The following is a 26428-nucleotide window of genomic DNA, read 5'->3' as shown; positions in this document are numbered from 1 at the left end:
GTCCGAGGCAGGGTCTCGATGAAGGCCTCCACCATCACCGGCATCCGCACCCTGCGCGTGCCGGAGCGCGCGAACATCCTCTGGGTCGAGATCGAGACGGCGGAGGGGCTGGTTGGCCTCGGCGAGAGCTTTCGCGGGGCGGCGGCGGTGGAAGGCCAGATCCATGAGCTGGTCGCGCCCTCTCTGCTCGGCCAGGATTCGCGGAACATCGAGCGCATCCACCGCCACCTGATGACGCCCTATGTCGGCTTCGGCGCGTCGTCCGCCGAGATGCGCGCGGCCTCTGCCGTGGACATCGCGCTGTGGGACCTGATGGGCCAGCGGCTGGGCGTGCCGGTGCATGAGGCGTTGGGCGGCCTCTCCCGCGACCGCATCCGCGCCTACAACACCTGCGCCGGCTACGACTACAACAGCGCCCGGGACCGGCGGGACATCCGCGCCGGCGAGGGCGCCATCGGCCCCTATGACGACCAGGTCGCCTTCATGCAGCGCGCCGATGAGCTGGCGCATTCGCTGCTGGAGGAAGGCTTCACGGCGATGAAGATCTGGCCCTTCGACGTCCATGCGCCGGCCTCCGGCGGCCAGGTGATGACCCTGGAGGACCTGAAGAAGGGCATGGAACCCTTTGAGAAAATTCGCCGCGCCGTGGGCGACCGGATGGAGGTGATGGCGGAGCTGCACTCCCTGTTCTCGCTGCCCGCCGCCACCCGCATCTGCCAGGCGCTGGCGCCGATCCGGCCCTTCTGGGTGGAGGACCCGATCGGCAAGATGGACGACACCGCGGCGCTGGTGGAATTGCGGCGCGCCGTTCCCGGCATGCCGATCTGCGCCAGCGAAACCCTGGGCGGCAAGGTCGCGTTCCGGGAACTGCTGGTGGCAGGGGCCACCGATGTGGTGATGGTGGACCTGACCTGGTGCGGCGGCCTGACGGAAGCGCGGAAGATCGCGGCGCTGGCGGAGGCCTGGGCCCGCCCGGTGGCCCCGCACGACTGCACGGGGCCGGTGACGCTGGTCGCCAGCCTGCACTTCGCCCTGCACGCGGCGACGGCGATTTTCCAGGAGGTGGTGCGGGCGACCCTGGCCAGCTGGTACCGGGATCTGGTGACGGTGCTGCCGCGGGTGGAACAGGGCTTCTGCCACCCGATGCAGGGGCCGGGGCTGGGCACGCAATTGCAGCCGGACACGCGCCGGCGGGCCGCCATCCGCGAAAGCCGAAGCTGAGGCTGGATGCCGCGCTGGGGCGCGCGGCGCCGGATGCATTGACGCTGGCCTGCACCGGCTGGCTCCTGCTGCCCTGCCTGATCTTTGCCGTGGGGTTCTTCGCCTGGCCCTGGGCGCTGGCGGTTCTGGCGCTGGGCGGGGCGGGCTTCGCGCTGCTGCCGCGCGGGCCCTGGCCGCTGGGTGCGCGCGGGACGCTGGCCTGCCTGGCCGGCGGGCTGGCCTGGGCCTTCGGCAGCAGCGGCACGCACCACCTGCTGTATGCGGTGGTGGATTGGCAGATCCGCGACGCCGTGCTGCTGGACCTCGCCACCGGCCCCTGGCCCGTGGGCTATTCGGTGGGGGAGGCCGGATGGCTGCTGCGCGCGCCGCTCGGCTACTACATGCCGGCCGCCCTGGTCGGGCGCCTGGCCGGGCCGGCAGCGGCGGAGGCGGCGCTGTACCTCTGGACCGGGCTGGGCCTGGCGCTGGTGCTGGCGCTGCTGCGGGCGCTGGGGCGGGCGGTGGCGCCGGGGCGCTGGCCGGTGCTGCCGGTGCTGGTCTTCCTCGGCTTTGGCGGGCTCGACCTGCTGCCCAACATCTGGCTGGACGTGACCGAGGGCGCGGGGTTGGCCAGCTACTGGGCGCGTGGCGGGGAGTGGTGGGCGCGGCTCTTCCAGTATTCCGGCCATGCCACCCTGCTGCTGTGGGTGCCGAACCATGCGCTGCCGGGCTGGATTCCGGCCCTGCTGCTGCTGCGCCATGCCAGGCGCCCGGCCTTCCTGGGCAGCGTCGCCCTGCCGCTGGCCGCCGCCGCCTGGTGGGCGCCGCTGTCGGCGCTGGGGGCGGGGTTGCTGGCGGCGGCCGCCGTGCTGGCCGGCGGCTGGCGCATGGTCGGCGCGGCGGCGCGCGGCGGGGCGAACTGGCTCGGCCTGGCGCTCGCGGTGCCGGAGGGGCTGTTCCTCTCGGCCGGGGCCGGGACCATCCCGCACGGGCCGCTGTTCGCCGAACATGGGCTGGCGGCGCTGCCGCGGCTGCTGCTGTTCCTGCTGGTGGAATTCGGCGCCGTCGCCGCGGCGGCGCTGTTGCTGGTCCGGTCCCGCCTGCTGCTGGCCAGCCTGGGGCTGCTCGCGCTGCTGCCGCTCTATGTCTTCGGCCCGGGCAATGAGATGACGATGCGCACGGGCATCGCGCCGTTGGCGGTGCTGGCGGTGGCGGCGGGCTTTGGCCTGCAGCAGGCCACGCCCGGCTGGCGGCGGCGCCTGCTGGCCGGGCTGCTGCTGGTGGCCGGGCTGGGCCAGGCGATGGAAGCCTCGCTGCTCACCCTGAAACCCTGGGCTGCCAGCCGCGACTGCGCCCTGCCCGAGGCCGCGGCGCAATCCGTCTTCGATGCGACGGATTGGTCGCATTATGTGGTGCCCTGGCCGGATGCGGATCTCCAGGCCCTGCTGGCGGACCCGGTGCTGCGGCCCGTCGATCCGGACCGGCTGGCGCGCTGCTGGCCGGATCAGGCCGGCACGGTGCCGGGCAGCGCCACCTCCGGCGCCGCCAGCAGCGCGGGGCCGTAGAGCCGCGGGATATCATTGTGCGGCGCCGCGGTCAGCAACACCCGCCATCGCGGCCCGTCCAGCCCGGCCTGGCGCAGCCCGGCGGCGAGGCGGCGGGCGGGGGCGGCGGTGTTCTCCCGCGCGATCACCACCAGGGCCGGCGGCGGTACCGCCCCGCGCAGGGCGGCGCGCGCCTGGGCCCAGCGCAGCAGGGGCGCCGGGTCGCGGTACAGCGCGTCGAACAGATGCACCTCATCCACCCGGGCGCCGGCTTCCAGCGCGGCCAGCAGGCCGCCGCCACCGCCGGAATGGGCCGTCAGCAGCAGCGAGGCCGGCGGCGGGAAGGTGGGGCCGAATCGGGCGGCGGCCTCCGCCACCAGCGCAGCCAGCCCGCCGGGTGCGGCCAGGGCTGGCCAGTCGAAACGGCCGGGCCGGCCGGGCAGGGGGCGGCCGCGCGGCAGCAGGGCGAGGCTTGGCGGCTGGTCGGGCAGGCGCAAGCCGCTGCCCGGCAGCCGACCCTGCGCCAGGCGCAGCGGTTCCGCCGGCGCGGCGAAGCCATGGAAATGCACGATGACGCGGAGGTTCCGTGCCTGCGGCGGGATGGCGTTCCAGCGCAGCACGAGATCGGGTTCGCCGGGCAGGGCGCCATGCGAGGCCAGCGCGGCCACCCGCGGCAGCACCGCCTGGCCGCCCCGGGCGGCACCGCTGCCGCCGGCGCAGCCGGTCAGCGGTGCCAGCAGAAGAAGGCGTCGTGGCAGCATCAATCCTGGCCGGCGGCCGGCAGCCCTATCGCCGCTGCGCCGCGAAGCGCACGGCTTCCTCGGCCGCGCGGAACAGGGCGCGGGCCTTCTGGTGGGTTTCCTGGTACTCGGCCTCCGGGTCGCTGTCCGCCACCACGCCGGCGCCGGCCTGCACATGCATCAGCCCGTCCTTCACCAGGGCGGTGCGCAGCGCGATGCAGATGTCCATGTCGCCATCGGCGCCGAAATACCCGACCCCCCCCGCATAGGCCCCGCGGCGGGAGGGTTCCAGCTCCTCGATGATCTGCATCGCCCGCACCTTGGGCGCGCCCGAGAGCGTGCCGGCGGGGAAGCCCGCGGCCAGCGCGTCCAGCGCATCGAGCCCGGGACGCAGGCGGCCCACCACCTCGGACATGATGTGCATGACCTGGGAGTAGCGCTCCACCTGGAACTTCTGCGTCACCCGGACCGAGCCGATCTCGGCGACGCGGCCGACATCGTTGCGGCCGAGGTCGATCAGCATCAAATGCTCGGCCAGCTCCTTCGGATCGGCCAGCAATTCGCGCTCCAGCCGGGCATCCTCCTCCGGCGTCGCACCCCGGGGGCGGGTGCCAGCGAGCGGCCGCAGCTTCACCTCGCCATGCTTGACGCTGACCAGGATCTCCGGCGAGGCGCCGACCAGGGACAGCCCGTGCAGATCGAGGAAGAACAGGTAGGGCGCCGGGTTCAGCCGGCGCAGCGCGCGGTACAGCGAAAAGGGCGGCAGGCCGAACGGGGCGGTGAAGCGCTGCGCCGGGACCACCTGGAAGGCGTCGCCGGCCGCGATGTAGTCCTTGGCCCGCAGCACCGCCGCCTTGTACCCCTCCGGTGTGAAGTTCGAGGTCGGCGCCGGCGGCACCGGCAGGCTGGCGGGCGGTGCCGGGCGGGGCAGGGGGCGGTCGAGTGCCGCCTCCGCCTCATCCAGCCTGGCCTGCGCCAGGTCCCAGGCCGCCTTGGGGTCCTGCCCGGCTTCCGGCCAGATCGGGGTCACCAGGGTCAGCGTGTCCCGCACATGGTCGAAGACCGCGACCAGCGTCGGGCGGATCATCACCGCCTCCGGGATGCCCAGCACGTCCGGGTTGGTGTCCGGCAGGCGCTCCATGTACCGGACCATGTCATAGCCCAGATAGCCGAACAGCCCCGCGGCGATGGAGGGCAGCCCGGCCGGCATCGGCATGCGCGTCGCCTGCACCAGGGTGCGCAGGCTGTCGAGCGGCGGCGCCGGGTCGGCCTCGAAGGCATGCGGGGCGGACAGCGCGTGGCGGTTGATCTCCGCGCGCCCGTCGCGGCAGCGCCAGACCAGGTCCGGCTCCATCCCGAGGGAGGAGAAGCGGCCGCGCGCCGCGCCGCCTTCCACCGATTCCAGCAGGAAGGCGTTCTGCCGCCCCTGCACCAGGCGGAGATAGGCGCCGACCGGCGTATCCAGGTCCGCGACCCGTTCCCGGTACACCACCTGGCCCTGGCCGGCGGCGAGCCCCTCGGCGAAGGCGGCGAAGGAGGAAAGGACGGTCATGGGACCACCTGTTGCAACAGCGTCGGGCTGATCCGCGGTTCCGCGCGGCTGCGCAGCGCGGCCAGGTAGGCGGCGTTCAGATCCTCCGCCACCTGCTGCTGCGCGGTGCGGCGGGCATTCTCCAGCGCCTGCGCATCCGCGGCCGGGTCGGCGCGGACGATCTCCAGCAGTTGCGCCACGGCGAAGCCGGCCGCGGTCGGCACCATGGTCGGCTCGTTCACCGGGATGGCGAACAGCTGCGGCAGGATCTCCCGCGGCACGGTCAGGCCGGGCGCGCCGGGCTCCGGCTGGCGGCCGAAGGGGCCCATGCGGGTGCTGGCCAGGCCGGCGGCGGCGGCGGCGGCTTCCAGCGTCTGCCCGCCGCGCACGGCGCCCAGCAGGGCGGCCGCCCTCTCCTCCTGCGCGCGGCGCTTGGCGTCGTTCACCCAGGCCAGGCGCACATCCGCCTGCACCTGCTCCAGCGGCTTCAGGGCGGGGGCGCGCGCCTCGTGCAGCTCGATGCCCAGGAAGCCCTCGGCCTCGCGCATCTCCTGCAGCCGGGGGGCGCGGCCCAGCTCGGCGGCGAAGATGGCGCGCAGCGCCTCGGCCCGCGCGGCCACGGGCACCGGCAGCACGGCGGGAAGCCCCTCCGCGTCGCGGCCTTCCGCATCCAGCGTCACCCGGGCGACGGTCAGGCCGAATTCCCGCGCCGCGGCTTCCAGCGTGGCGCCGCCGGCCAGGGCGTCCTCCACCCGGTTCGCCCGCTCGAAGGCAAGGTCGGCGGCGCGTTCCAGCGCCAATTCCTGACGCAGCCGGTCGTGCACCTCCTCCAGGCTGGCGGTGCGGCCGGGGGTGATGCCGGCGACACGCATCACATGCCAGCCGAAGGGCGACTGCACCGGCGGCGTCACGCCGCCTTCCGGCGCGGTGAAGGCGGCTGCCGCCAGCGCCTCGATGGGCAGGTCGGCGCGCGCCACATTGCCCAGGGCCAGCGCGGCGCCGCCGGCGGCCTGTGCGGCCTGTTCCACGGCAGCGAAGTCGGCGGCTGTGCGCCAGGCCTCCGCCACCTGCCGGGCGGCGTCCTCCGTCGGCAGCAGCGCCTGCTGCAGGTCGCGCCGCTCCGCCGTCTCGAACTGGCCGCGGCGCGCCTCATAGGCGCTGGCGAGGTCGGCATCCGTGACCTCGATCTGGTCGGCCAGGGTCTCCCCGGTCAGGACGGCGATCGTCGCCTCCCGCAGGGCGGGGGTGGAGAAGCGTTCCGGGTTGTTGGCGTGGAAACGCGCCAGCTGCGCCTCGGTCGGCGGCTCGGGCTCCGGCGCGTCCAGCAGCGGCAGCTCCACCAGCTGGGCGATGCGCTGTTCTTTCTCGTACCGCACCATGGCGCGGGCGAGCGCCTCCGGCACCGCGGCGCCGGCGCGCACGGCGCCGGTCAGCTGGATGCGGCGCAGGTCGTCGCGGACGATCTGCAGGAACTGCGCCTCCGACATGTCGTTCTGGCGCAGGAACTGGTCCAGCATCAGCCGGTCGAACTGCCCGGCCGTCTGGAAGTTGGGAATGGCGAAGACATAGGCCTGCACCGCCTCGTCCGGCGTCACCAGCTCCAGCCGCGCGGCCTCTGCGCGCAGCGCCCGTTCGGCGATCAGCTGTTCCACCGCCTGCATGGCGATGGCCCGCCGCAGCGGTTCCTCCGCCTCGAAGCCGGTGCCGAGTTGGGATTGCACGCGCTGCAATTCGCGCCGCGCGGCCATCTGCGCCTCCGGCACCTCGATATCGCCGCCAGCCATGCGGACCACGGCGGTTTCCCGCCAGAAATTGCGCACGGTGTCCTCGATGCCCCAGATCCCGAAGGACAGCACCAGGAGCAGGAACAGGACCTTGGCGAACCAGGTCTGGGTGAGGTTGCGGAACCAGGTGATCATCCCGCCCCGGTAGCCGGAAATCCGCCCCGTTGCCAGCCCGCCGCGCCGTTGCTAGGCGGGATGCCAAGCACAAAGGAGAGGCTCGTGACCCCTGGCATCCGCCCGCTGATCGCCGGCAACTGGAAGATGCACGGCACGCTGCGCGAGGCCGCCGCGCTGGCCGAGGCCGTGCGCGCCGGTGCCGCCGCCAGCCCGCCGGCGGCCGACCTGCTGGTGTGCCCGCCCTTCCCGCATATCCATGTTCTGGCCGTGGCGCTGCTGGGGCAGGGCGTGGCGGTGGGCGGCCAGGATTGCCACGCGGCGGCCAAGGGGGCGCATACCGGCGACGTCTCCGCCGCCATGCTGCGCGACATCGGCGCCAGCCATGTCATCCTCGGCCATTCCGAACGCCGTGCCGACCATGGTGAGGCCGATGCCGATGTGCGCGCCAAGGTGGCGGCCGCGCTGGCCGCCGGCCTGGTGCCGGTGGTCTGCGTCGGCGAGACGGAGGCGCAGCGCCTGGGCGGGGAGGCGGAAGCGGTGGTGCGCCGGCAGCTGGCCGAATCCCTGCCGGACGGCTTCGCCGGCATCATCGCCTATGAGCCGGTCTGGGCCATCGGCACCGGCCGCACGCCGACCGAGGGCGACATCGCGGCCATCCACGGTACGATCCGCGACAGCCTGGCGGCGCGCTTCGGCGCGGCGGGGCAGGGGATGCGGATCCTCTATGGCGGCTCGATGAAGCCGGGCAACGCGAAGGCCATCCTGGCGCTGGCCAATGTGGATGGCGGCCTGGTCGGCGGCGCCAGCCTGGTGGCCGCGGATTTCCTGGCCATCGCCGCGTCCGCGGGCTGAAGCCCGCGGCGCTGGTCATCGGGTCCCGCGGGCTGAAGCCCGCGGCGCTGGTCATCGGGTCCCGCGGGCTGGGCCTGCGGCGCTGGTCATCCGCCCGGCGACAAGCTAGAAGGCCGGCGCCATGACCCCTATTCTCCTCGTCATCTTCCTGCTCGTCACCCTCGCGCTGATCGGGGTCATCCTCGTGCAGCGCAGCGAAGGTGGCGGCCTCGGCATCGGGACCTCCCAGGGCATGGGCGGGTTCATGACCGGGCGCGGCACCGCGAATCTGCTGACCCGGACCACCGCCGTGCTCGGCACCATCTTCATGGCGCTGGCCCTGGTGCTGGCCATGCTGGGCCGCAGCGAGGGGCCCGCGCGGTCCATCCTGGACGCACCGCCGGCCGGCTCGCCTGCCACCAGCGCGCCCGCTGTCCCCGCCGCACCCACGGTGCCCAACAACTGACGCCGGACCCCGCCCCGCGCGGGGTGCATGCCAGCTTTCATCGGTTCCACACGCCGGACGGGTAGGCACGCCCGTCCGGCTTCGCTATGAGGGGCGTCCATGACGCGGTTCGTATTCGTCACCGGCGGCGTGGTCTCCTCCCTCGGCAAGGGCATCGCGGCGGCGTCGCTGGGCGCCCTGCTGCAGGCGCGCGGCTACAAGGTGCGCCTTCGCAAGCTCGACCCCTACCTCAATGTCGATCCGGGCACGATGAGCCCGTACCAGCATGGTGAGGTCTATGTGACCGATGACGGGGCGGAAACCGACCTCGACCTCGGCCATTACGAGCGGTTCACCGGCGAATCCGCCACCAAGGCGGACAACTGGACCACCGGCCGGATCTATTCGGATGTGATCGCGGCGGAACGCCGGGGCGACTATCTGGGCGGCACCGTGCAGGTGATCCCGCACATCACCGACAAGATCAAGGCGGTGATCCAGGCGGAGACGGATGGCCTGGACTTCGTGCTGGTCGAGGTCGGCGGCACCGTCGGCGACATCGAATCCCTGCCCTTCCTGGAAGCCATCCGCCAGCTGGCGAACGAGCTCGGCGCCACCCGCAGCCTGTTCGTCCATCTGACCCTGGTGCCCTACATCCCCTCCGCCGGGGAGCTGAAGACCAAGCCGACCCAGCATTCGGTGAAGGAGTTGCTCAGCGTCGGCATCCAGCCGCAGATCCTGCTCTGCCGCTGCGACCGGCGGATTCCGGAAAGCGAGCGCCGCAAGATCGCGCTGTTCTGCAACGTCCGCCCGGAAAGCGTCATCCCGGCCTATGATGCCGAGAGCATCTACGCCGTGCCGATCAGCTACCACGATGAGGGGCTGGACCGGGAAGTGCTGCGGCACTTCAACCTCTCCTTCTACGGCGAGCCGGACATGCGCCGCTGGCAGCGTATCGTCAGCTCGATCCGCGCGCCGGAGGGCGAGGTCTCCATCGCCGTGGTGGGCAAGTACACCAACCTGCTGGACAGCTACAAATCCCTGGCCGAGGCGCTGACCCATGGCGGCATTGCCAACAAGGTGAAGGTGCGGCTGGACTGGGTGGACAGCGAGATCTTCGAGGCCGGGGACGAGGAAGCGGTGAAGCGCCTGGAAGGCGTGCACGGCATCCTGGTGCCGGGCGGCTTCGGCGAACGCGGCTCCTCCGGCAAGATCGAGGCGGTGCGCTTCGCCCGCGAGCGCAAGATCCCCTTCCTCGGCATCTGCTTCGGCATGCAGATGGCGGTGATCGAGGCGGCGCGGAACCTGGTCGGCCTCAAGGGCGCCTCCTCCACGGAATTCGGCAGCTGCGCCGAGCCGGTGGTGGGGCTGCTGACCGAATGGACGCGCGGCAACGAGGTGGAGAAGCGCGCGGCCGGCGGCGATCTGGGCGGCACCATGCGGCTCGGCGCCTATGTGGCACGGCTGGCCGAGGGCTCCCTGGTGCGGGACGTGTATGAGGGCGCGGCCGAGATCCAGGAACGCCACCGGCACCGCTACGAGGTGAACGTGACCTATCGCGACCGGCTGGAAGCGGTGGGGCTGCGCTTTGCCGGCATGTCGCCGGACGGCACGCTGCCGGAGATCGTGGAAGTGCCGGACCACCCCTGGTTCATCGGCGTGCAGTTCCACCCGGAGCTGAAATCCAAGCCCTTCGCGCCGCATCCGCTGTTCAAGGGCTTCATCGGCGCCGCCGTGCGCCAGGCGCGGTTGGTCTAGCCCGATGGATGAGCGCGCCCGGTTGAAGCGATTCGGCATCGGCATGGCGGCGACCCTGGTCGCCACCGTGGTGGCCGGGGCCGTGTTCGGGTCACTCGCCGTGCCGCTGACGCTGGCCATCGGCCTGGGCGCGACACTGCTGCTGGGGGGCGGGCGGGCCAAGCGGTAGCGGAGGCGGGGACGGGATTAATCGTTCCTCCAGCTTTCCGTGGTCTGATGCCGGCCATGCAGACCCTGACTGGCGCCGGCGGAATCGAAAGCTACCTGTTCGAGGCCGGTGACCTGGTCCGGCTGGTCCGCGGCGAAGGCGGCGCGGTGGAGACGGTGCGCGCCGGCGATTGGGGCCTGGTCACCCGGGTGCATCCCTGCGGTGCCCTCGACATCAAGCTGGCCGGCTACAGCCGGGGCAAGGACGCGGTGCTGACGCGGGCGGTGGCCGTGCCCTGCGGCCGGGTGGAGCCCTGCGACCGCCGCGGCATGCCGCTCAAGCGCGGCTTCTCCGCCGTGTGGGACACGCGCAAGCCGCGCTGAACGGGCGCGGGCCGCAGCCCGGTCGACCGCCGAGAAGGAGGCCGCGCATGGCCCGAATCCGCCTTTCCTGGCCTATCCCCACCTTCGCCGCGGCCTCGCTGGCGGGCTTCCTGCTGCTGGCCTGGGAGGGGTCGGACCTGATGCTGCTGCTGGCCGGCGGCGCCTGGGTCGCTGCCGCGGTGGCCCTGCTGCGGCCCGGCCAGGGCGGCCGTGCCACGGGCGGCCAGGGCAGCGACAGCCGCGCCGGCCTGGTCGCCACCGTCGACGCGGCGGGGGAGGGCGATGCCGGCGGCGGCGGCGGTGGGGGTGCTGGCACCGGCTGAAGCGGCCGACCCGTCGCCGGGGCGGCTTGCCGTGGCGCCGAATGCTCGTTAAGCGCGGCGCAGCCCCCACGCCCGGAGCCCAGATCATGGCCGCCATTGCCGACATCATCGCCCGCGAGGTTCTCGATTCCCGCGGCAACCCGACGGTCGAGGCGGAGGTGATGCTGGATTCCGGGGCCATCGGCCGCGCCATCGTCCCCTCCGGCGCCTCGACCGGCGCGCATGAGGCGGTGGAACTGCGCGATGGCGATGCGGCGCGCTACGGCGGCAAGGGCGTGCGCCAGGCCTGCGGCCATGTGGAAGGCGAGATCTTCGACGCCATCGGCGGCATGGACGCCGCCGATCAGGTGAAAATCGACGAGACCATGATCGAGCTGGACGGCACGCCCAACAAGTCGCGCCTCGGGGCCAATGCGATCCTGGCGGTGAGCCTGGCCACCGCGCGCGCCGCGGCCAGCGAACTCGACATGCCGCTGTACCGCTATGTCGGCGGCGTCTTCGCCCGCACCCTTCCGGTGCCGATGATGAACATCATCAATGGCGGCCAGCACGCCGACAACCCGATCGACATCCAGGAATTCATGATCATGCCGGTCGCCGCCGGCAGCGTCGCCGACGCAGTGCGCATCGGCTCCGAGGTGTTCATGCAGCTGAAGAAGAAGCTGCAGGCGGCGGGCCACAACACCAATGTCGGCGACGAGGGCGGCTTCGCGCCGAATATCGGCAGCGCCGAGGAAGCGCTGGGCTTCATCGCCCAGGCCTGCGAGGCCGCCGGCCACCGGGTGGGCGAGGACATCCTGTTCGCCCTCGATGCCGCGGCAACCGAATTCTACAAGGATGGCCGCTACGTGATGGAAGGGGAGGGCAAGACCTTCGAATCCGGCGCGATGGTGGACTACCTGGAAGGCCTGGTGCGCAAATTCCCCATCGTCTCCATCGAGGATGGCATGGCGGAGGATGACTGGGACGGCTGGAAGCTGCTGACCGAGCGCCTGGGCGCCACGGTGAACCTGGTGGGCGACGACCTGTTCGTGACCAACACTGAAAGGCTGCGGCGCGGCATCGAGACCGGCACCGGCAACGCCATCCTGGTGAAGGTGAACCAGATCGGCACGCTGACGGAGACGCTGGAGGCGGTGGAGATGGCGCATCGCGCCGGCTTCAAGGCAGTGATGAGCCACCGCTCCGGCGAGACCGAGGACAACACCATCGCCGACCTGGCGGTGGCGACGAATTGCGGGCAGATCAAGACCGGCTCCCTGTCCCGATCCGACCGCATGTCCAAGTACAACCAGCTGATCCGGATCGAGCAGGATCTGGGCGCCGCCGCGCGCTATGCCGGGCGCGGCGTGCTGCGCCGCTGAAGCCTGGCCGCCGCGCCAGCCGCGCGGGGGCCAGGGTGGCGGCGCGGAGACACCAGGGCGGGAAAGCGTCGTAAGGCGTTGACGCCGCGTGATTCCGCTGGACAGGCGCGGCGCGGCGCCCTTCATATGGGGCCGTTGGCGGGGGGGCTCGCATACGTGTCTGACATCTATCTGCCAGCGGGGCGTCGGGGGGGTATCGGCGCCTGGGTGATGCGCCGTGTGCGCGCGGCAGCGCTGCCCGCGCTGTTCCTGGCGACCAGCGGCTATTTCGTGTGGCATGCCGTGCATGGCGAGCGCGGGCTGATCGCGCGCGACCAGCGCCAGGCGCAGATCGCCGAGGCGCGGCAGGAGCTGGCCCGGGTGCAGACGGAGCTGGAGGCTGTGGAACGCCGCGTGCAGGGCCTGCGCGGCGACCGGCTGGACCGCGACCAGCTGGATGAGCGGGCGCGGCAGCTGCTCAACCTGGTCGACAAGGACGAGATCGTGGTTCCCTACGCGCGGGAACGTCGCCTGTTCTGATCAGGCGGGGATGCTTCGCGGCTCCAGCATGAAGGTCAGCCAGCCCTGGCCGCGGAAGCTCTGGCGCCGCAACGTCCCCACCACCTCGCTCTGGTCGGGATTCTTCGGGTCACGCTGCAGGCGATAATGGCGCTGGATCTCCAGCACCTCCTCGGGCGGGCCGTCCCAGCCATCGAGCGTGCTGTAGCTCCAGCTGGCCAGTGGTTCGCCGGGATCGGGAAGCGACGGCACCATGCTGTGAAAGGTGACCTCCGGCGCCAGCGCCGGCGCCGGCATCTTGCGGAAGACCGTGTCGATCAGGTCCCAATCCTCCAGGCCGTCCAGCACGCCGCGTTGCAGCAGGTTGGTGAACTGCCGGGGCACGACCCGACAGGCGGGTGCTCCGTCCGGGCGCAACTGCGGCACGAAGCCATTTTCGAAGACCAGGTCGGTCCGGATTCGGCCATAGCGGTGCGAAAGCGCCAGGTCGGCGAAGGTGTAGGAGGTGTTACGCAGGCAGAGCAGCCCGCCGGTCCGCAGGTTCATCCAGCGTGGCGACCAGGTCGTCGAACAGCGAGAACGGCAATTGCCGCTGCATCACGGCGGCCGGCGGCATCGGATTGATGCAGAGGGAGGAGAAGGCGCAGATCAGGTCGAAAGGGCCGCGCGCCGCGATCGCCGCCTCGTCCGACTTGAAGACGTTGGCGAGATGCCCCACCCGCGCCTGCGCCACCTTCAGCGCCAGGGGGTCGATATCGCAGCCGAAGATCTCGGCCTCCGGGAACAGCACCCGCAGCGTCACCAATTCTTCACCGATCGAGCAGCCGAAGGACAGGATGCGCAGCGGGGTGGCCTGCGGCGCCAGGACCTGCCGGGCGACCCGCAGCAGGAGGATTTCGCGAAGGAAGCTGGTGCTGAGATTGGTCTGGGCGCGCCTCATGCCCAACCATAACACAGCCAGAATGCTCGGATAGCGCGCGGATTTTTCGCCCCCCCGCGGGCCGCCGCGCAGGCGCCGGCCCCGGCGCCGAAAATTGCTGCAAGGGGGCCGCCTGGGGCACGATCGGCTCGTGCACGTCGCGCCTTCGGCAATCTCGCAACCCGGAGCGCGGAGCCCCTGAAGTCGGGTTAACCGCGTTGTGGTTAATCCCGTTATTGCGTTGCACAATCAACGCTTTCCCGAAACAGGACATCCTTGCAAGGCGACCGGGGCACGCGTAGATGCCTGTCCAGGGAAGCCCTGAGGAGGACACCGCATGGCCGAAACCGCCGCTCGCGCAGCCCGCGGCAAGGGGGCCTCCAAGGGGCCCAGCCAGCCCGCCATCAGCAAGGACCAGCTGACCCGCGCCTATCGCGACATGCTGCTGATCCGCCGCTTCGAGGAAAAGGCCGGCCAGTTGTATGGCATGGGCCTGATCGGCGGCTTCTGCCACCTGTATATCGGCCAGGAGGCCGTCGTCGTCGGCATGCAGCTGTGCCTGCAGCCGGGCGACCAGGTCATCACCTCCTATCGCGACCATGGCCACATGCTGGCCACCGGCATGGAGGCGCGCGGCGTGATGGCCGAGCTCACCGGCCGCATCGGTGGCTATTCCAAGGGCAAGGGCGGGAGCATGCACATGTTCTCGCGCGAGAAGGGCTTCTATGGCGGCCATGGCATCGTCGGCGCGCAGGTGTCGCTCGGCGCCGGCCTGGCCTTCGCCAACTGGTACCGCCAGGACGGCGCCGTGGCGCTGACCTATTTCGGCGAGGGTGCCTCGAACCAGGGCCAGGTGTTCGAAAGCCTGAACCTGGCCGCCCTGTTCAAGCTGCCCTGCGTCTTCATCATCGAGAACAACAAATACGGCATGGGCACCAGCGTGGAGCGCGCCAGCGCCTCCCGCGACCTGTCGAAGAACGGCTCCCCCTGGGGCATCCCGGGCGAGCAGGTGAACGGCATGGACGTGATCGCGGTGAAGGAGGCCGGGGAACGGGCCGTCGCCCACTGCCGGGCCGGCAATGGCCCCTACCTGCTGGAGATGAAGACCTACCGCTACCGCGGCCACTCCATGTCGGACCCGGCCAAGTACCGGACGCGGGAGGAGGTGCAGAAGATGCGAGAGCAGAACGATTGCATCGAGACCGCGCGCAAGCTGCTGCTGGACAGCCACGGGGTGAGCGAGGCGGAGCTGAAGGTGATCGACGACGAGGTGAAGGCCATCGTGCAGGACAGCGCCGAGTTCGCGCAGACCTCGCCGGAGCCCGATGAGAGCGAATTGTGGACGGACGTCCTGGTGGAGTCCCGCTGAGATGACGCAGATCCTGATGCCCGCCCTCAGCCCCACCATGACGGAGGGCAAGCTGGCCCGCTGGCTCAAGGCGGAGGGCGAGACCGTGAAGGCCGGCGACGTGATCGCCGAGATCGAGACCGACAAGGCGACCATGGAGGTGGAAGCGGTCGACGAGGGCACGCTGACGAAGATCCTGGTGCCCGAGGGCACGGAGGGCGTCGCCGTGAACACCCCGATCGCCGAGCTGGATGGTGGCGCGGCGGAAGCGCCGAAGGCACCGAAGCCCGAGGCGGTGCTGGACAAGGCGCCGGTGGAGAAGATGGAAACCGCCAAGCCCGCCGCCACGCCGGTGCCGGCCCAGGCCGCGGCCGCGCCCGAGAAGGATTGGGGCGCGACCAGGCCGATGACGGTGCGGGAGGCCCTGCGCGACGCCATGGCGGCGGAGATGCGCGCCGACAAGGACGTGTTCCTGATCGGCGAGGAAGTCGGCCAGTACCAGGGTGCCTACAAGATCAGCCAGGGCCTGCTGGACGAGTTCGGGCCGAAGCGCGTGATCGACATGCCGATCACGGAACACGGCTTCACCGGCATGGCGGTGGGCGCGGCGATGACGGGGCTGAGGCCCATCGTCGAGTTCATGACGTTCAACTTCTCGATGCAGGCGATCGACCAGATCGTCAACTCGGCGGCGAAGACGCTGTACATGTCGGGCGGCCAGCTCGGCTGCCCCATCGTCTTCCGCGGCCCGAACGGCGCGGCCAGCCGCGTCGCCGCGCAGCACAGCCAGTGCTACGCCTCCTGGTACGCGCATCTGCCGGGGCTGAAGGTGCTGGCGCCGTGGTCGGCGGCGGATGCCAAGGGCCTGCTGCGGGCGGCCATCCGCGACCCGAACCCGATCATCTTCCTGGAGAACGAGATCCTCTACGGCCAGACCTTCGACTGCCCGGTGGATGAGGATTTCATCCTGCCGATCGGCAAGGCGAAGGTGGAGCGCGAGGGCACCGATGTGACCCTGGTGGCCTTCTCCATCATGGTCGGCATGGCGATGCAGGCGGCGGATGAGCTGGCCGCCCAGGGCATCAGCGCGGAGGTCATCAACCTGCGCAGCCTGCGGCCGCTGGACATCGAGACCATCGTGCGGTCCGTGAAGAAGACGAACCGGCTGGTCACGCTCGAGGAAGGCTGGCCCTATGCCGGCATCGGGGCGGAGGTTGCCATGCAGATCCTGGAGAACTGCTTCGACGACCTGGATGCGCCGCCGGTGCGCGTGCATGGGCTGGATATTCCCATGCCCTATGCCGCGAACCTGGAGAAGCTGGCCCTGCCGCGGCTGGAACAGGTGATCGAGGCCGCCAAGCGCGTGACCTACAAGTAAGGGGGGACAGCACATGGCCACGAACATCCTGATGCCGGCGCTGTCGCCCACCATGACGGAAGGCACGCTGGCCCGCTGGCTGAAGGCCGAAGGCGACACGGTGAAGGCCGGCGACATCATCGCCGAGATCGAGACCGACAAGGCGACCATGGAAGTGGAAGCCGTGGATGAGGGCGTGCTGGGCAAGATCCTGGTGCCGGGCGGCACCGCCGGCGTGAAGGTCAACGACCCGATCGCCGTGCTGGTGGAGCCGGGCGAATCGGCCGATGCGGCGCCGAAGGCCGAAGCCCCGAAGCCGGCCCCCGCGCCGGAGACGCCGAAGACGGAGCCGGCCGCGGCACCGAAGGCGGAGGCCCCGAAGGCCACCGGCGCCGGCGACCGCACCATCGCCTCCCCGCTCGCCCGCCGCATGGCGGCGCAGGCCGGGCTGGATCTCGCTGCCCTCAGCGGCAGCGGGCCGAATGGCCGCATCGTGAAGACGGATGTGGAGGCCGCGCTGGCCAAGCCGCAGGCCGCCAGGCCCGCGCCGGCCAAGGCCGAACCGGCGCCGGCCGCGGCGCCCGCACCCGCCGCCGCGCCGGCGCCCAAGGCGCCGGCCCCCGTCATCACGGCGCCGCATACCGCCGTGCCGAACAGCAGCATCCGCAAGGTGATCGCGCGCCGCCTGACGGAATCGAAGCAGACGATTCCGCATTTCTACGTCACCATGGATATCGAGATCGACGCGCTGCTGAAGCTGCGCTCGCAGCTGAATGCAACCTCGCCGAAGGATGGGCCGGGCGCCTTCAAGCTTTCCGTGAATGACCTGGTGATCAAGGCGGCGGCGGTGGCGCTGCGGCGGCTGCCGCAGGTGAACGCGACCTGGACCGAGGAGGCGATCCTCCAGTACCACGACGTCGACATTTCCGTCGCGGTCAGCATCCCGGACGGGCTGATCACGCCGATCATCCGCAAGGCGGACCAGACGGGGCTCGCCTCCATCAGCAACCAGATGAAGGACCTGGCCACGCGGGCCAAGTCGGGCAAGTTGAAGCCGGAGGAGTTCCAGGGTGGCGGCTTCAGCATCTCCAACATGGGCATGTATGGCGTGCGCGACTTCGCCGCCATCATCAACCCGCCGCAGGCCGGCATCCTGGCGGTCTCCGCCGGGGAACAGCGGCCGGTGGTGAAGGATGGCGCGCTCGCCATCGCCACGGTGATGACCTGCACGCTCTCGGTCGACCACCGCGTGGTGGATGGGGCGCTGGCGGCGGAGTGGATCGCGACCTTCAAGAAGATCGTCGAGGAGCCGCTGAGCCTGATGCTGTGATGGCGCGCATGCCCCCACCCCGACCCTCCCCCGCAAATGCAGGGGAGCCAGCAGAAGCCCGTTCCCCGCTGGCGGGGGGGAGCGGCACTGCCGCGACGCGGAAGGCTGGTCAGGTTGGGGGCGCGACATGACCGACTTCACCCTGCGCGAGGCGACCGAGGCGGATCTGCCGGAAATCCTCCGGCTGGTCCGCGACCTGGCCGATTACGAAAAGCTGCTGCATGAGGCGGTCGGCACCGAGGCCGATTTCCGCGAGGCCCTGTTCGGCCCCACGCCCCGCGTCTTCTGCACCCTGGCGGAACGGCAGGGTCGGGCGATCGGCCAGGCGATCTGGTTCTACAATTTCTCGACCTTCACCGGCCGCCCCGGCATCTATCTCGAGGACATCTACGTCGAGCCGGCCAATCGCGGCCTGGGCGTCGGCATGGCCTTCTTCCGGCACCTTGCGCAGCGCGCGGTGGCGGAAAACTGCACGCGGATGGAATGGCAGGTGCTGGACTGGAACGCGCCGGCCATCCGCTTCTACGACCGCATCGGCTCGCAGAGCCGGGATGAATGGCGCGTCCGTCGCCTTTCGGGCGACGCTTTGCGCGCCCTGGCCCAGGATTGAGGAGAGCCGAAATGGCCGAGACCTTCGATATCGTCGTCGTCGGCGGCGGCCCGGGTGGCTATGTGGGTGCCATCCGCGCCAGCCAGCTCGGCATGAAGGTGGCGCTGGTGGAGCGCGAGAATCTGGGCGGCATCTGCCTCAACTGGGGCTGCATCCCGACCAAGGCACTTCTCCGGGCCAGCGAGATCAACCACCTGCTGCACAGCCTGGATAGCTACGGCTTCGCGGCGGACAATATCCGCTTCGATTTTGCGAAGGTGGTGAAGCGGTCACGCGCCGTGGCGGGCCAGCTATCGGGTGGCGTGAAGCACCTGATGAAGAAGAACAAGGTCACGGTGTTCGACGGCCACGGCAAGCTGGCCGGTCCCGGCAAGCTGTCCGTCACCAAGGACGGCAAGCCGGTGGCGGAGATCGCGGCGAAGCACATCCTGCTGGCCACCGGCGCGCGCGCCCGCGTCCTGCCGGGGATGGAGCCGGACGGCAAGCTGATCTGGTCCTACCGGGAGGCGATGACGCCCACCGCGCTGCCGAAGAAGCTCATCGTCATGGGCTCCGGCGCCATCGGCTCCGAATTCGCCAGCTTCTATTTGAACATGGGCGCCGAGGTCACTTTGATCGAGGTGATGGACCGCATCCTGCCGGTGGAGGACGAGGAAATCTCCGCCTTCGTCCACAAATCCTTCACCAAGCAGAAGATGCAGATCATCACCGGGGCGCGGGTGCAGGGTGTCCGCAAGGGCGCGGACAGCATCACCGCCATCGTGGAAGCGGGTGGTAAGGTTCAGGAGATCACCGCGGACCGCCTGATTTCCGCCGTCGGCATCGTCGGCAATGTGGAGGACCTCGGGCTGGAAGGCACGAAGGTGAAGGTCGACCGCACCCACATCGTCACCGATGCCTTCGGCAATACCGGGGAGCCGGGTGTCTATGCCATCGGCGACCTCACCGGTGCCCCCTGGCTGGCCCACAAGGCCTCGCATGAGGCGGTGATCTGCGTCGAGGCCATCGCGGGCAAGCACCCGCACCCGATGGATGTGCTGAACATCCCCGGCTGCACCTATTGCCGCCCGCAGGTCGCCAGCGTCGGCCTGACGGAGAAGAAGGCCAAGGAACTGGGCCACGAGGTCCGCGTTGGCCGCTTTCCCTTCATCGGCAACGGCAAGGCCATCGCCATGGGGGAGCCGGAGGGTTTCGTGAAGACGGTGTTCGATGCGAAGACCGGCGAATTGCTCGGCGCGCACATGGTCGGGCCTGAGGTGACGGAGATGATCCAGGGCTATGGCATCGCCCGCACCCTGGAATCGACCGAAGCCGAGTTGATGCACACCGTCTTCCCGCATCCCACCGTGTCCGAGGCGATGCATGAATCGGTGCTGGACGCCTATGGCCGCGTCATCCACATCTGACTGGCGCCGCCTGAACCAGGCGAATTGGGACGAGCGCACCGGCGTTCATCTCGGGCCGCGCGGCTACGATCTGGCGCGCGTACGGGCGGGGCAGGGGCGGCTGGATGCGATCGTCGCGTCGGAGATCGGCGATGTCGCCGGTCTGGCCGTCCTGCACCTGCAATGCCATCTCGGCGATGACAGCATCGCGCTGGCGCAGCGCGGCGCGGCGCGGGTGGTGGGGGTGGATTTCAGCCCGCCGGCCCTCGACGCCGCGCGCCGCCTCGCCGCCGAATGCGGCCTGACCACCATGCGCTTCGTGCTGGCGGATGTGCTGGAAACGCCGGCCGCGATCCCGGAGGAGCAGGGCGCCTTCGACCTGGTCTTCACCAGCTGGGGCACCATCAGCTGGCTGCCGGACCTGGACGCCTGGGCAGCCGCCATTGCCTTCGCCCTGCGTCCCGGCGGCGCCTTCTACTTCGCCGACATGCACCCCATCGCCTGGGTCTTCGACGATGAGGGCCCGGCCGCCCCCGGCCTCCCCGGCTGGCGCTACCCGTATTTCGAGCCCGGCCCGATCGCCTTCGACAATCCGAGCGACTACATGGACACCGAGGCAACGCTGACCAACCGCCGGACCATCGAGTTCCCGCACAGCCTGGCGGCGATCCTGGGCGCGCTGCGCGGCGCCGGGCTGCAGCTGGACTGGCTGCATGAACACCCCCGCATGGCCTGGAAGCAATTCGTCGGCAGCGTGCAGGATGCGGAGGGAATGTGGACCTGGCCGGACCGGCCCTGGCTGCCGCTGGCGCTCAGCCTGCGCGCGGTGAAGCCATGAGGCCCTCGTCGGCTTGGCTGTGCATCGCTATATCCGTGCCATGATCACACGCGTCGAGATCAACCACGCCAGGCTGGGCGCCGAGCGGCACCCCGAGAAGGCGAAGCGCCCCGACAACCCGATCCAGCGGAAGCCGGACTGGATCCGGGTGAAGGCGCCCACCAGCCCGGTGTATCGGGAAACCCAGGCGCTGATGCGCGCCAATGGGCTGGTCACGGTGTGCGAGGAGGCAGCCTGCCCGAATATCGGCGAATGCTGGTCGCAGCGCCACGCCACCATGATGATCATGGGCGATACCTGCACCCGGGCGTGCAGCTTCTGCAACGTCATCACCGGCATGCCGAAGGCGCTGGACAGTGACGAGCCGCGCCGGGTGGCCGATGCGGTGGCGAAGCTCGGCCTGCGCCATGTCGTCGTCACCTCCGTGGACCGGGACGATCTGGCCGATGGCGGCGCGCGGCATTTTGCCGAGACCATCGCCGCCATCCGCGCCGCGGCGCCCGGCACCACGATCGAGATCCTGACGCCCGATTTCCTGCGGAAGGATGGCGCGCTGGAGGTGGTGATCGAGGCGCGGCCGGATGTGTTCAACCACAATCTGGAAACCGTCCCGGCGCTGTACCCCGCCATCCGCCCCGGCGCGCGCTACTACCATTCGCTGCGGCTGCTGGACCGGGTGAAGCAGCGCGATCCCTCCATCTTCACCAAGTCCGGCATCATGGTCGGGCTGGGGGAGAAGCGGATCGAGGTGCTGCAGGTGATGGACGATCTGCGCAGCGCGGAGGTCGATTTCCTCACCATCGGCCAGTATCTGCAGCCATCGGTGAAGCACGCGGCGGTGGATCGCTTCGTCACGCCGGACGAGTTCGCCGATTACGGCCAGGCGGCGCGCGGCAAGGGTTTTCTCCTCGTCTCCGCCACGCCGCTGACGCGCTCCTCCTACCACGCCGACCGCGACTTCGCGGCGCTGCGGGATGCGCGGAACGCGAAGCTGAAGGCCGCCTGATGCCCACCCATGCCGAGAAGCGGGTGCTGCCCTATACGGATGAGCAGCTGTTCGACATGGTGGCGGATGTGCGCCGCTACCCGGAATTCCTGCCCTGGTGCGTCGGCGCGCGCGTCATCTCCCGCACCGAGGGCGAGCTGATCGCCGACCTGACCATCGGCTTCAAGATGTTCCGCGAGACCTTCCGCAGCCAGGTGACGCTGGAGCGGCCGCATCATGTGCATGTCCGCTACCTGACGGGGCCATTCCGCTACCTGAACAACCATTGGCGTTTCCGGCCGGTGGCGAATGGCACCGAGGTCGATTTCTTCGTCGATTTCGAGTTCAAGTCGCGCCTGCTGCAGGCCGTGATCGGCACCGTCTTCAACGAGGCGGTGCGGCTGATGGTGCGGTCCTTCGAACGCCGCGCCGCGGCGCTGTACCGCCGCGCGCCGCCACCGGCGGCCGCGAGCCCGGCACCCTCGGCCTGAGCTAGGGCATTTTCAAGCCTTGCGGCTTCGCAAGGCGACCCGGCAAATGCGCCGGGACAATAAGCTGGAGCATTTTCAAGCCTTGCGGCTTCGCAAGGCGACTCGGAAAATGCGCCGAAACAATAAGCCAGAGCCGTTTCGCCGTCCTCGGTTTCGGCGAAATGGCTCTAGTTGGCGGCGCCGCTGTGCCTGCCGTTCGGCAGATAGGGCCAGAACAGGCGATCCTGGCGGTAGAAGCGTTCCAGCGCCGCCGGCCCCTCCAGCAGCGCCGGCACGCCGAGGCGGAAGGCGAGGAACAGATCCTCCGGCTTCACGCCGCGATTGCGCTCCGCATCCAGCCAGTCATCCTGCGCGCCGTGCTGGATCTTCGTCACCAGGCTGCGGTTCAGCGCCTGCACCAGCTCGCGGGCTTCCGGCAGCCAGGCACCGTATTTGGCACCCGGGGTGGCAGCGGTGATCGGGATCTTGCGGAAGCCGGCGCCCTCCTGCCGCCAGGCGCTCATGATGTCGTAGTCGGAGACCATCAGCAGGCCGCTCGTGCTGGTCACGGCGCCGGAACTGCCGCTTTTCGCGGTGGTCACCGCGGTCTTGGCGGGCAACAGCCCGTGCAGGGACCGGGCGGCGAGGTTGGGGCAGCGGAAGACCAGCAGCACCGCGCGGGCGGCGCTGGCCTGGCGCAGGGTCATCACATCCTGCGGATCGAAGCCGCTGTCGCGCGCGGTGCGGATATCCGCCGCGGTGGCGCCGAGGCGCGCCGCTGCACCCTCCCGCTGATCGGCGAGGATGTCGCCGATGCTGACCTGCAGGCCGCTCATCGCATCACGTCCCGTTGCTGCGGGCGCAGGAAAGCATGTCGGCCCGGCGACAGGATGGCGCCGGCGTTGCATGCTGTTTCGCGTGCCACGGCAATCGGGGGGGCAGGATGGCGGGCTATATCCTCTACGGCGATGCCGGCTCCGGCTCCGCCCCGGTCGAGATGGCGCTGGCCGAGATCGGCGCCGCGGTGGAAGTGCGGGACGTGCCGCTGGAGGGTGACCACCAGCTGCGCGCGGACTACCGGGCCATCAACCCGATGGGCCGCCTGCCGACGCTGATCCTGCCGGATGGCACGGTGATGACGGAAAGCCTGGCCATCCTGGTGACGCTGGCGGATATCCACCCGGGCCTGCTGCCGCCGCCGGGTGATACGGGCCGGGCGCGGGCGCTCCGCTGGATGGCGCTGCTGGCCGGGGAGTTCTACCCGCAGATCACCCGCTGGGATTACCCCGCCCGCTTCGGCGTGCCGCCGGACCAGCACCAGGCGCTGCGCGACATGGCGCAGACCATGGCGCGCGAGGTGCTGCGGGTGGTGGAGGATCATGCCGGCCTGACCGGCGATCCCGCCGCGCCCTTCCTGCTCGGCGCACGGTTCAGCGTCGCGGATCTCTACCTGGCCGTGCTCTCCCGCTGGGCGGGTGGGCGGGAATGGGCGCCGGCGAACCTGCCGCGGATCGAGGCGCTGACCCGCGCGGTCGCCGCACGCCCGGCCATCGCGCCGCTGTGGCAGCGCCACCACCTGGCTTGACGTCGCCCCCCGCCCATAGCGGAGTGCCCCGGAACACCAGCCGGAGCCGCCCCCATGGTCCATGCCCCCGAACGCCCGCCCGAGGGCGCGCCGCCCGTCCGCATCAACCTGTATTCGGACACGCAGACCAGGCCGACGCCGGCGATGCTGGACGCCATGATGCGGGCCGAGGTCGGCGACGAGCAGCATGGCGACGACCCCACGGTGCATGCGCTGTGCGACCGCATGGCGGCGCTGATGGGCAAGGAAGCGGCGGTGTTCATGCCCTCCGGCACCATGTGCAACGTCGCCGCCACCCTGGTGCATTGCCGCCCGGGGGAGGAGATCATCGCGCATGAAACCGCGCATATCCTGACCAGCGAGGGCGGCGCCCATGCGGCGCTCGGCAGCGTGCAGATCCTGCCGCTGAAGGGCCCGCGCGGCATGTACAGCCCCGATTCGCTGCGCGGCGCGCTGCGCGGCAAGTCCCGCCACACGCCGACGCAAAGGCTGGTGGAGGTGGAGCAGACGGCCAATACCGGCGGCGGCGCCGTCTGGGACCGCGCGGTGCTGGCGGAGATCGCGGCCATCGCCCATGGCGCGGGCCTGTCCACCCATATGGACGGCGCGCGGCTGATGAATGCCTGCGTCGCCGCCGGCATCGCCCCGGCCGAGATGGTGGCCGGCTATGACAGCGTCTGGCTGGACTTCACCAAGGGCCTGGGCGCGCCGCTCGGCGCCGTGCTGTGCGGCACGCGTGACTTCATCGACGAGGCCTGGCGCTGGAAGCAGCGGCTCGGCGGCGCCATGCGCCAGGCGGGTGTCTGCGCGGCGGGCTGCCTCTATGCGCTGGACCACAACATCGACCGGTTGGCGGAGGATCACGCCAACGCCAAGGCGCTGGCCCGCGGCTTGGCGCAGATGGAGGGGGTGGAGGTGCAGGACCCCGACACCAATCTGGTGTTCTTCACCATCGCGGGCACCGGCGTGGCGGCGGAGGCGTTGCAGCGCCGGCTGCGGATGGAGGGAATCGCCGTGTCGCTGCTCGGCGGCCGGCTGCGCGCCTGCACGCATCTGGACGTGGCGGCGCCGATGATCGAGGCGGCGCTGGGCGCCATCCGCGGCGCGCTGGCAAAGGCCTGATGCCATAGCCCGGTGATCCTCACCGCCTCAAGCGCCCGCCTTCGGCGGGCGCGGCCTGGCATCACGGGGATCCGGCTCGGGTGCCGGGCTTCGCGCTCAGCGGGTCCAGACGATGCCGCGCCGGATGATGCGCGCCGGATTGCCGGCGATGACGCAATCGGGCTCCTCGAAGGGCCGGGTGATGACGGAGCCGGCGCCCAGGACGCAGCCATCCGGTACCGTCACACCCTTGCCGATGAAGACCCGCCCGGCGACCCAGACATGCCGCCCGAGATGCACGGGGGCCGGTGGGTTGAGGAGGTCGCTGCTCGCCCGATCGCGGATTCCGTGAATGTCGGAGGAGCGGATCTCCACCCCGGTGGCGAACAGGCTGTCGGCGCCGACGGTCACGCCGGCGTGGCGTGCCACGATGGTGACCTGCTTGGCATCGCAGCGGTCGCCGATCGTCACCAGCAACCCATCGCCGTAGACCGAGATCACGCCGCCCCAGGTGACACCGGCGCCGATGCGCAGCAGGTTGCCGTGCCCGGTCATCCTGATGGAAAGGCCGCGGTTGCGGAAGCCGGGACCGACCTCGACGCGGTTGCCGGTAGCGGCATGGTCGAACAGCGTCGCGGCGCGCAGCCGGAAGGCGGTGAGGGTCGGGCCGGAGACCTGATTGCCGCCGAAGGCCATGAACGCCGGGCGCCACGGCAGCAGGGAGCCCGGCCTTGGCCGGTGCAGGGTGGTCGAAGGCGGCTGGGCGGGCATGGCGCGGAGCGTTTCACATCCGCGTGATCCCTGCAAAGGGTAGAAAGGGGGCGCTTGGCAGGCGGGCTGGTCCGGATCCCGGCGGCGAGGAGGCGATGGCCCGGCGGCCGCGCGGCGTGGGCGCCGCGCCGGGAAGGCGGGTTCAGCGGGTGGCGGCGGCAGGATCGGCCTGAAAGGGTCGGCGGCGCTGCGCCAGAGCATTTTCAAGCCTTGCGGCTTCGCAAGGCGACTCGGACAATGCGTCGAAACAATGAGCTGGAGCCGTTTCACCGTCTTCGCTGGCGGTGAGACGGCTCTTGGGTATCAGATGCGCGCCGCCAGCACGAAGTAGGGGGGCTGCGGCGGAGGCGCGAAACCCTGGCCCCCCGGCCGCAGGTCCGGCCGGCTCCTGATCCGGCCGAAGCCGGCCTGGCGCAGCAGCGCCCGCGCCGCGCCCTGCGTGTGGAAGATGAAGCGCGTCGGGTTCCACAGGCTGACAATGGCGGCGTAGACGGTCTTGGCCGCCACCTCCACCCGCCCCACCACGCCTTCCGGATCGGGCTCCGCCACCAGCAGCGTGCCGTCGCCGCGGAGCCGCTGCTTGACGTCGCGGAACAGGGTCAGAAGATCCTCGGGCGGCAGGTACATCATCACGCCGAACAGCATGGCGAGGTCGAAATCCGCCTCGCCCGGCGGCATGTCCTGGACATAGGCGTAGTCCGCCCCGACGCCGCGTTCCGGGTTGGCGATCACCAGGCGGCTGCCGGGGGGCAGGGCGGCCAGGCGGCGGAAGCCGCCCGCGGTGCCGCCGATGTCGAGGAGGCGCGGCGGCCGCCCCGCCGCCGGCAGGAATTCCGCGACGATGCGCGCGACGCAGTCGGGGTTGCTGGAGGGCGAGGCCCGGTTGAACACGGCGTTGCCGCCAAACCCCACGCCCATCGCCCGGTCCTCCGCTGTGCGGCGCAAGCTTAGCGCGCCACCCGTCGGGGCCGGGTTTCGTTGCGTTGCGCGGGGGGCAGGCCAGGCGCAGTCAGCGAGCCTGCGCACCGATGCCCGTTGAAATCGCCATCCTTGAACCTTGGAG

28 protein-coding genes are annotated in these 26428 nt (G+C 70.7%); 20 read left to right on the top strand and 8 right to left on the bottom strand.

Annotation, left to right across the window (positions count from 1 at the left end; translation table 11 throughout):
* Window positions 1-18: 18 nt before the first annotated feature.
* Both HEQ75_RS05990 and HEQ75_RS05985 read left to right on the top strand, forming a co-directional pair.
* Complete coding sequence (locus HEQ75_RS05990; protein ID WP_168028161.1) at window positions 19-1221, top strand: mandelate racemase/muconate lactonizing enzyme family protein; 1203 nt, start codon at window positions 19-21, stop codon at window positions 1219-1221.
* A gap of 38 nt (window positions 1222-1259) precedes the next feature.
* Window positions 1260-2765 (top strand): hypothetical protein, encoded by a 1506-nt coding sequence (locus HEQ75_RS05985; RefSeq protein WP_168028159.1) that lies wholly within the window; start codon window positions 1260-1262, stop codon window positions 2763-2765.
* Here HEQ75_RS05985 and HEQ75_RS05980 read toward each other — a convergent pair.
* From HEQ75_RS05980 to HEQ75_RS05970, 3 genes are read right to left on the bottom strand one after another with little or no spacing between them, the layout of a single operon-like run.
* Complete coding sequence (locus HEQ75_RS05980; protein WP_168028157.1) at window positions 2705-3505, bottom strand: hypothetical protein; 801 nt, start codon at window positions 3503-3505, stop codon at window positions 2705-2707. The two genes, HEQ75_RS05985 and HEQ75_RS05980, sit on opposite strands and share 61 nt — an antisense overlap.
* Window positions 3506-3530: 25 nt before the next feature.
* On the bottom strand, window positions 3531-5036 hold the full coding sequence (gene trpE / locus HEQ75_RS05975) for an anthranilate synthase component I (protein WP_168028155.1): 1506 nt from the start codon (window positions 5034-5036) through the stop codon (window positions 3531-3533).
* Entirely contained in the window at window positions 5033-6934 is a 1902-nt protein-coding gene (locus tag HEQ75_RS05970; RefSeq protein WP_168028153.1) for a peptidylprolyl isomerase, read from the bottom strand. The genes trpE and HEQ75_RS05970 overlap by 4 nt, the downstream gene beginning before the upstream one ends.
* Before the next feature lie 96 nt (window positions 6935-7030).
* Between HEQ75_RS05970 and tpiA the strand changes: the two genes are divergently transcribed.
* From tpiA to HEQ75_RS05930, 8 genes are all read left to right on the top strand, one after another.
* Complete coding sequence (tpiA, locus tag HEQ75_RS05965; RefSeq protein ID WP_328733470.1) at window positions 7031-7768, top strand: triose-phosphate isomerase; 738 nt, start codon at window positions 7031-7033, stop codon at window positions 7766-7768.
* A gap of 121 nt (window positions 7769-7889) precedes the next feature.
* On the top strand, window positions 7890-8213 hold the full coding sequence (gene secG, locus HEQ75_RS05960; protein WP_168028148.1) for a preprotein translocase subunit SecG: 324 nt from the start codon (window positions 7890-7892) through the stop codon (window positions 8211-8213).
* A 99-nt stretch (window positions 8214-8312) separates the two neighbouring features.
* Window positions 8313-9950, top strand: a complete 1638-nt coding sequence (locus HEQ75_RS05955; protein ID WP_168028146.1) for a CTP synthase — start codon at window positions 8313-8315, stop codon at window positions 9948-9950.
* A 4-nt stretch (window positions 9951-9954) separates the two neighbouring features.
* The gene (locus tag HEQ75_RS05950; protein ID WP_168028144.1) at window positions 9955-10119 is read left to right on the top strand and encodes a hypothetical protein; all 165 of its coding nucleotides are present in this window, start codon (window positions 9955-9957) and stop codon (window positions 10117-10119) included.
* 56 nt (window positions 10120-10175) lie between these two features.
* The gene (locus HEQ75_RS05945; RefSeq protein WP_168028142.1) at window positions 10176-10481 is read left to right on the top strand and encodes a hypothetical protein; all 306 of its coding nucleotides are present in this window, start codon (window positions 10176-10178) and stop codon (window positions 10479-10481) included.
* A gap of 47 nt (window positions 10482-10528) precedes the next feature.
* Window positions 10529-10804 (top strand): hypothetical protein, encoded by a 276-nt coding sequence (locus HEQ75_RS05940; RefSeq protein WP_168028140.1) that lies wholly within the window; start codon window positions 10529-10531, stop codon window positions 10802-10804.
* 86 nt (window positions 10805-10890) lie between these two features.
* The gene (gene eno / locus HEQ75_RS05935; RefSeq protein ID WP_168028138.1) at window positions 10891-12168 is read left to right on the top strand and encodes a phosphopyruvate hydratase; all 1278 of its coding nucleotides are present in this window, start codon (window positions 10891-10893) and stop codon (window positions 12166-12168) included.
* 156 nt (window positions 12169-12324) lie between these two features.
* On the top strand, window positions 12325-12687 hold the full coding sequence (locus HEQ75_RS05930) for an FtsB family cell division protein (RefSeq protein WP_328733437.1): 363 nt from the start codon (window positions 12325-12327) through the stop codon (window positions 12685-12687).
* On the opposite strand, the gene HEQ75_RS05925 is transcribed toward HEQ75_RS05930, so the two are convergent.
* On the bottom strand, window positions 12688-13212 hold the full coding sequence (locus HEQ75_RS05925; protein WP_168028136.1) for a hypothetical protein: 525 nt from the start codon (window positions 13210-13212) through the stop codon (window positions 12688-12690).
* Window positions 13175-13606: a class I SAM-dependent methyltransferase gene (locus HEQ75_RS05920; protein WP_168028135.1), complete on the bottom strand. Its 432-nt coding sequence runs from the start codon at window positions 13604-13606 to the stop codon at window positions 13175-13177. Before HEQ75_RS05920 ends, HEQ75_RS05925 begins: the two co-directional genes overlap by 38 nt.
* 316 nt (window positions 13607-13922) lie before the next feature.
* On the opposite strand from HEQ75_RS05920, the gene pdhA reads away from it, so the two are divergent.
* The 8 genes from pdhA (at window position 13923) to HEQ75_RS05880 (ending at window position 21929) form a co-directional block, all read left to right on the top strand.
* On the top strand, window positions 13923-14954 hold the full coding sequence (gene pdhA, locus HEQ75_RS05915; protein ID WP_168028133.1) for a pyruvate dehydrogenase (acetyl-transferring) E1 component subunit alpha: 1032 nt from the start codon (window positions 13923-13925) through the stop codon (window positions 14952-14954).
* 1 nt (window position 14955) lies between these two features.
* Window positions 14956-16311, top strand: coding sequence for a pyruvate dehydrogenase complex E1 component subunit beta (locus HEQ75_RS05910; RefSeq protein WP_168028131.1), 1356 nt, complete (start codon window positions 14956-14958; stop codon window positions 16309-16311).
* A gap of 13 nt (window positions 16312-16324) precedes the next feature.
* On the top strand, window positions 16325-17620 hold the full coding sequence (locus HEQ75_RS05905; RefSeq protein ID WP_168028129.1) for a pyruvate dehydrogenase complex dihydrolipoamide acetyltransferase: 1296 nt from the start codon (window positions 16325-16327) through the stop codon (window positions 17618-17620).
* A 127-nt stretch (window positions 17621-17747) separates the two neighbouring features.
* A complete protein-coding gene (locus tag HEQ75_RS05900) occupies window positions 17748-18230 on the top strand; it encodes a GNAT family N-acetyltransferase (RefSeq protein WP_168028127.1) in 483 nt (160 codons plus the stop codon).
* 11 nt (window positions 18231-18241) lie between these two features.
* Window positions 18242-19636: a dihydrolipoyl dehydrogenase gene (lpdA, locus tag HEQ75_RS05895; RefSeq protein ID WP_168028125.1), complete on the top strand. Its 1395-nt coding sequence runs from the start codon at window positions 18242-18244 to the stop codon at window positions 19634-19636.
* Window positions 19614-20453 (top strand): class I SAM-dependent methyltransferase, encoded by an 840-nt coding sequence (locus HEQ75_RS05890; protein ID WP_168028123.1) that lies wholly within the window; start codon window positions 19614-19616, stop codon window positions 20451-20453. Before lpdA ends, HEQ75_RS05890 begins: the two co-directional genes overlap by 23 nt.
* Before the next feature lie 40 nt (window positions 20454-20493).
* Window positions 20494-21459 carry a lipoyl synthase gene (lipA, locus tag HEQ75_RS05885; protein WP_168028122.1) on the top strand — a complete coding sequence of 322 codons (966 nt, stop codon included), beginning with the start codon at window positions 20494-20496 and terminating at the stop codon, window positions 21457-21459.
* Window positions 21459-21929: a type II toxin-antitoxin system RatA family toxin gene (locus HEQ75_RS05880; protein ID WP_168028120.1), complete on the top strand. Its 471-nt coding sequence runs from the start codon at window positions 21459-21461 to the stop codon at window positions 21927-21929. The genes lipA and HEQ75_RS05880 overlap by 1 nt, the downstream gene beginning before the upstream one ends.
* A gap of 167 nt (window positions 21930-22096) precedes the next feature.
* Here HEQ75_RS05880 and HEQ75_RS05875 read toward each other — a convergent pair whose 3' ends face one another.
* Entirely contained in the window at window positions 22097-22744 is a 648-nt protein-coding gene (locus tag HEQ75_RS05875; RefSeq protein WP_168028119.1) for a hypothetical protein, read from the bottom strand.
* A 107-nt stretch (window positions 22745-22851) separates the two neighbouring features.
* Between HEQ75_RS05875 and HEQ75_RS05870 the strand changes: the two genes are divergently transcribed.
* Both HEQ75_RS05870 and HEQ75_RS05865 read left to right on the top strand, forming a co-directional pair.
* Entirely contained in the window at window positions 22852-23493 is a 642-nt protein-coding gene (locus tag HEQ75_RS05870; RefSeq protein ID WP_168028117.1) for a glutathione S-transferase family protein, read from the top strand.
* A gap of 54 nt (window positions 23494-23547) precedes the next feature.
* Entirely contained in the window at window positions 23548-24615 is a 1068-nt protein-coding gene (locus HEQ75_RS05865) for a threonine aldolase family protein (RefSeq protein ID WP_168028115.1), read from the top strand.
* 96 nt (window positions 24616-24711) lie between these two features.
* Here the strand turns inward: HEQ75_RS05865 and HEQ75_RS05860 are convergent, their stop codons facing one another.
* Window positions 24712-25365, bottom strand: coding sequence for an acyltransferase (locus tag HEQ75_RS05860; protein ID WP_168028112.1), 654 nt, complete (start codon window positions 25363-25365; stop codon window positions 24712-24714).
* A gap of 303 nt (window positions 25366-25668) precedes the next feature.
* Entirely contained in the window at window positions 25669-26310 is a 642-nt protein-coding gene (locus HEQ75_RS05855; RefSeq protein ID WP_168028108.1) for a class I SAM-dependent methyltransferase, read from the bottom strand.
* Between the last annotated feature and the right edge of the window lie 118 nt (window positions 26311-26428).

This window comes from Falsiroseomonas selenitidurans (genome assembly GCF_012103215.1).
Lineage (GTDB): Bacteria > Pseudomonadota > Alphaproteobacteria > Acetobacterales > Acetobacteraceae > Falsiroseomonas > Falsiroseomonas selenitidurans.
Note: the sequence above shows the minus strand (reverse complement) of the source record. Positions and strands in the feature narration are given on the sequence as shown.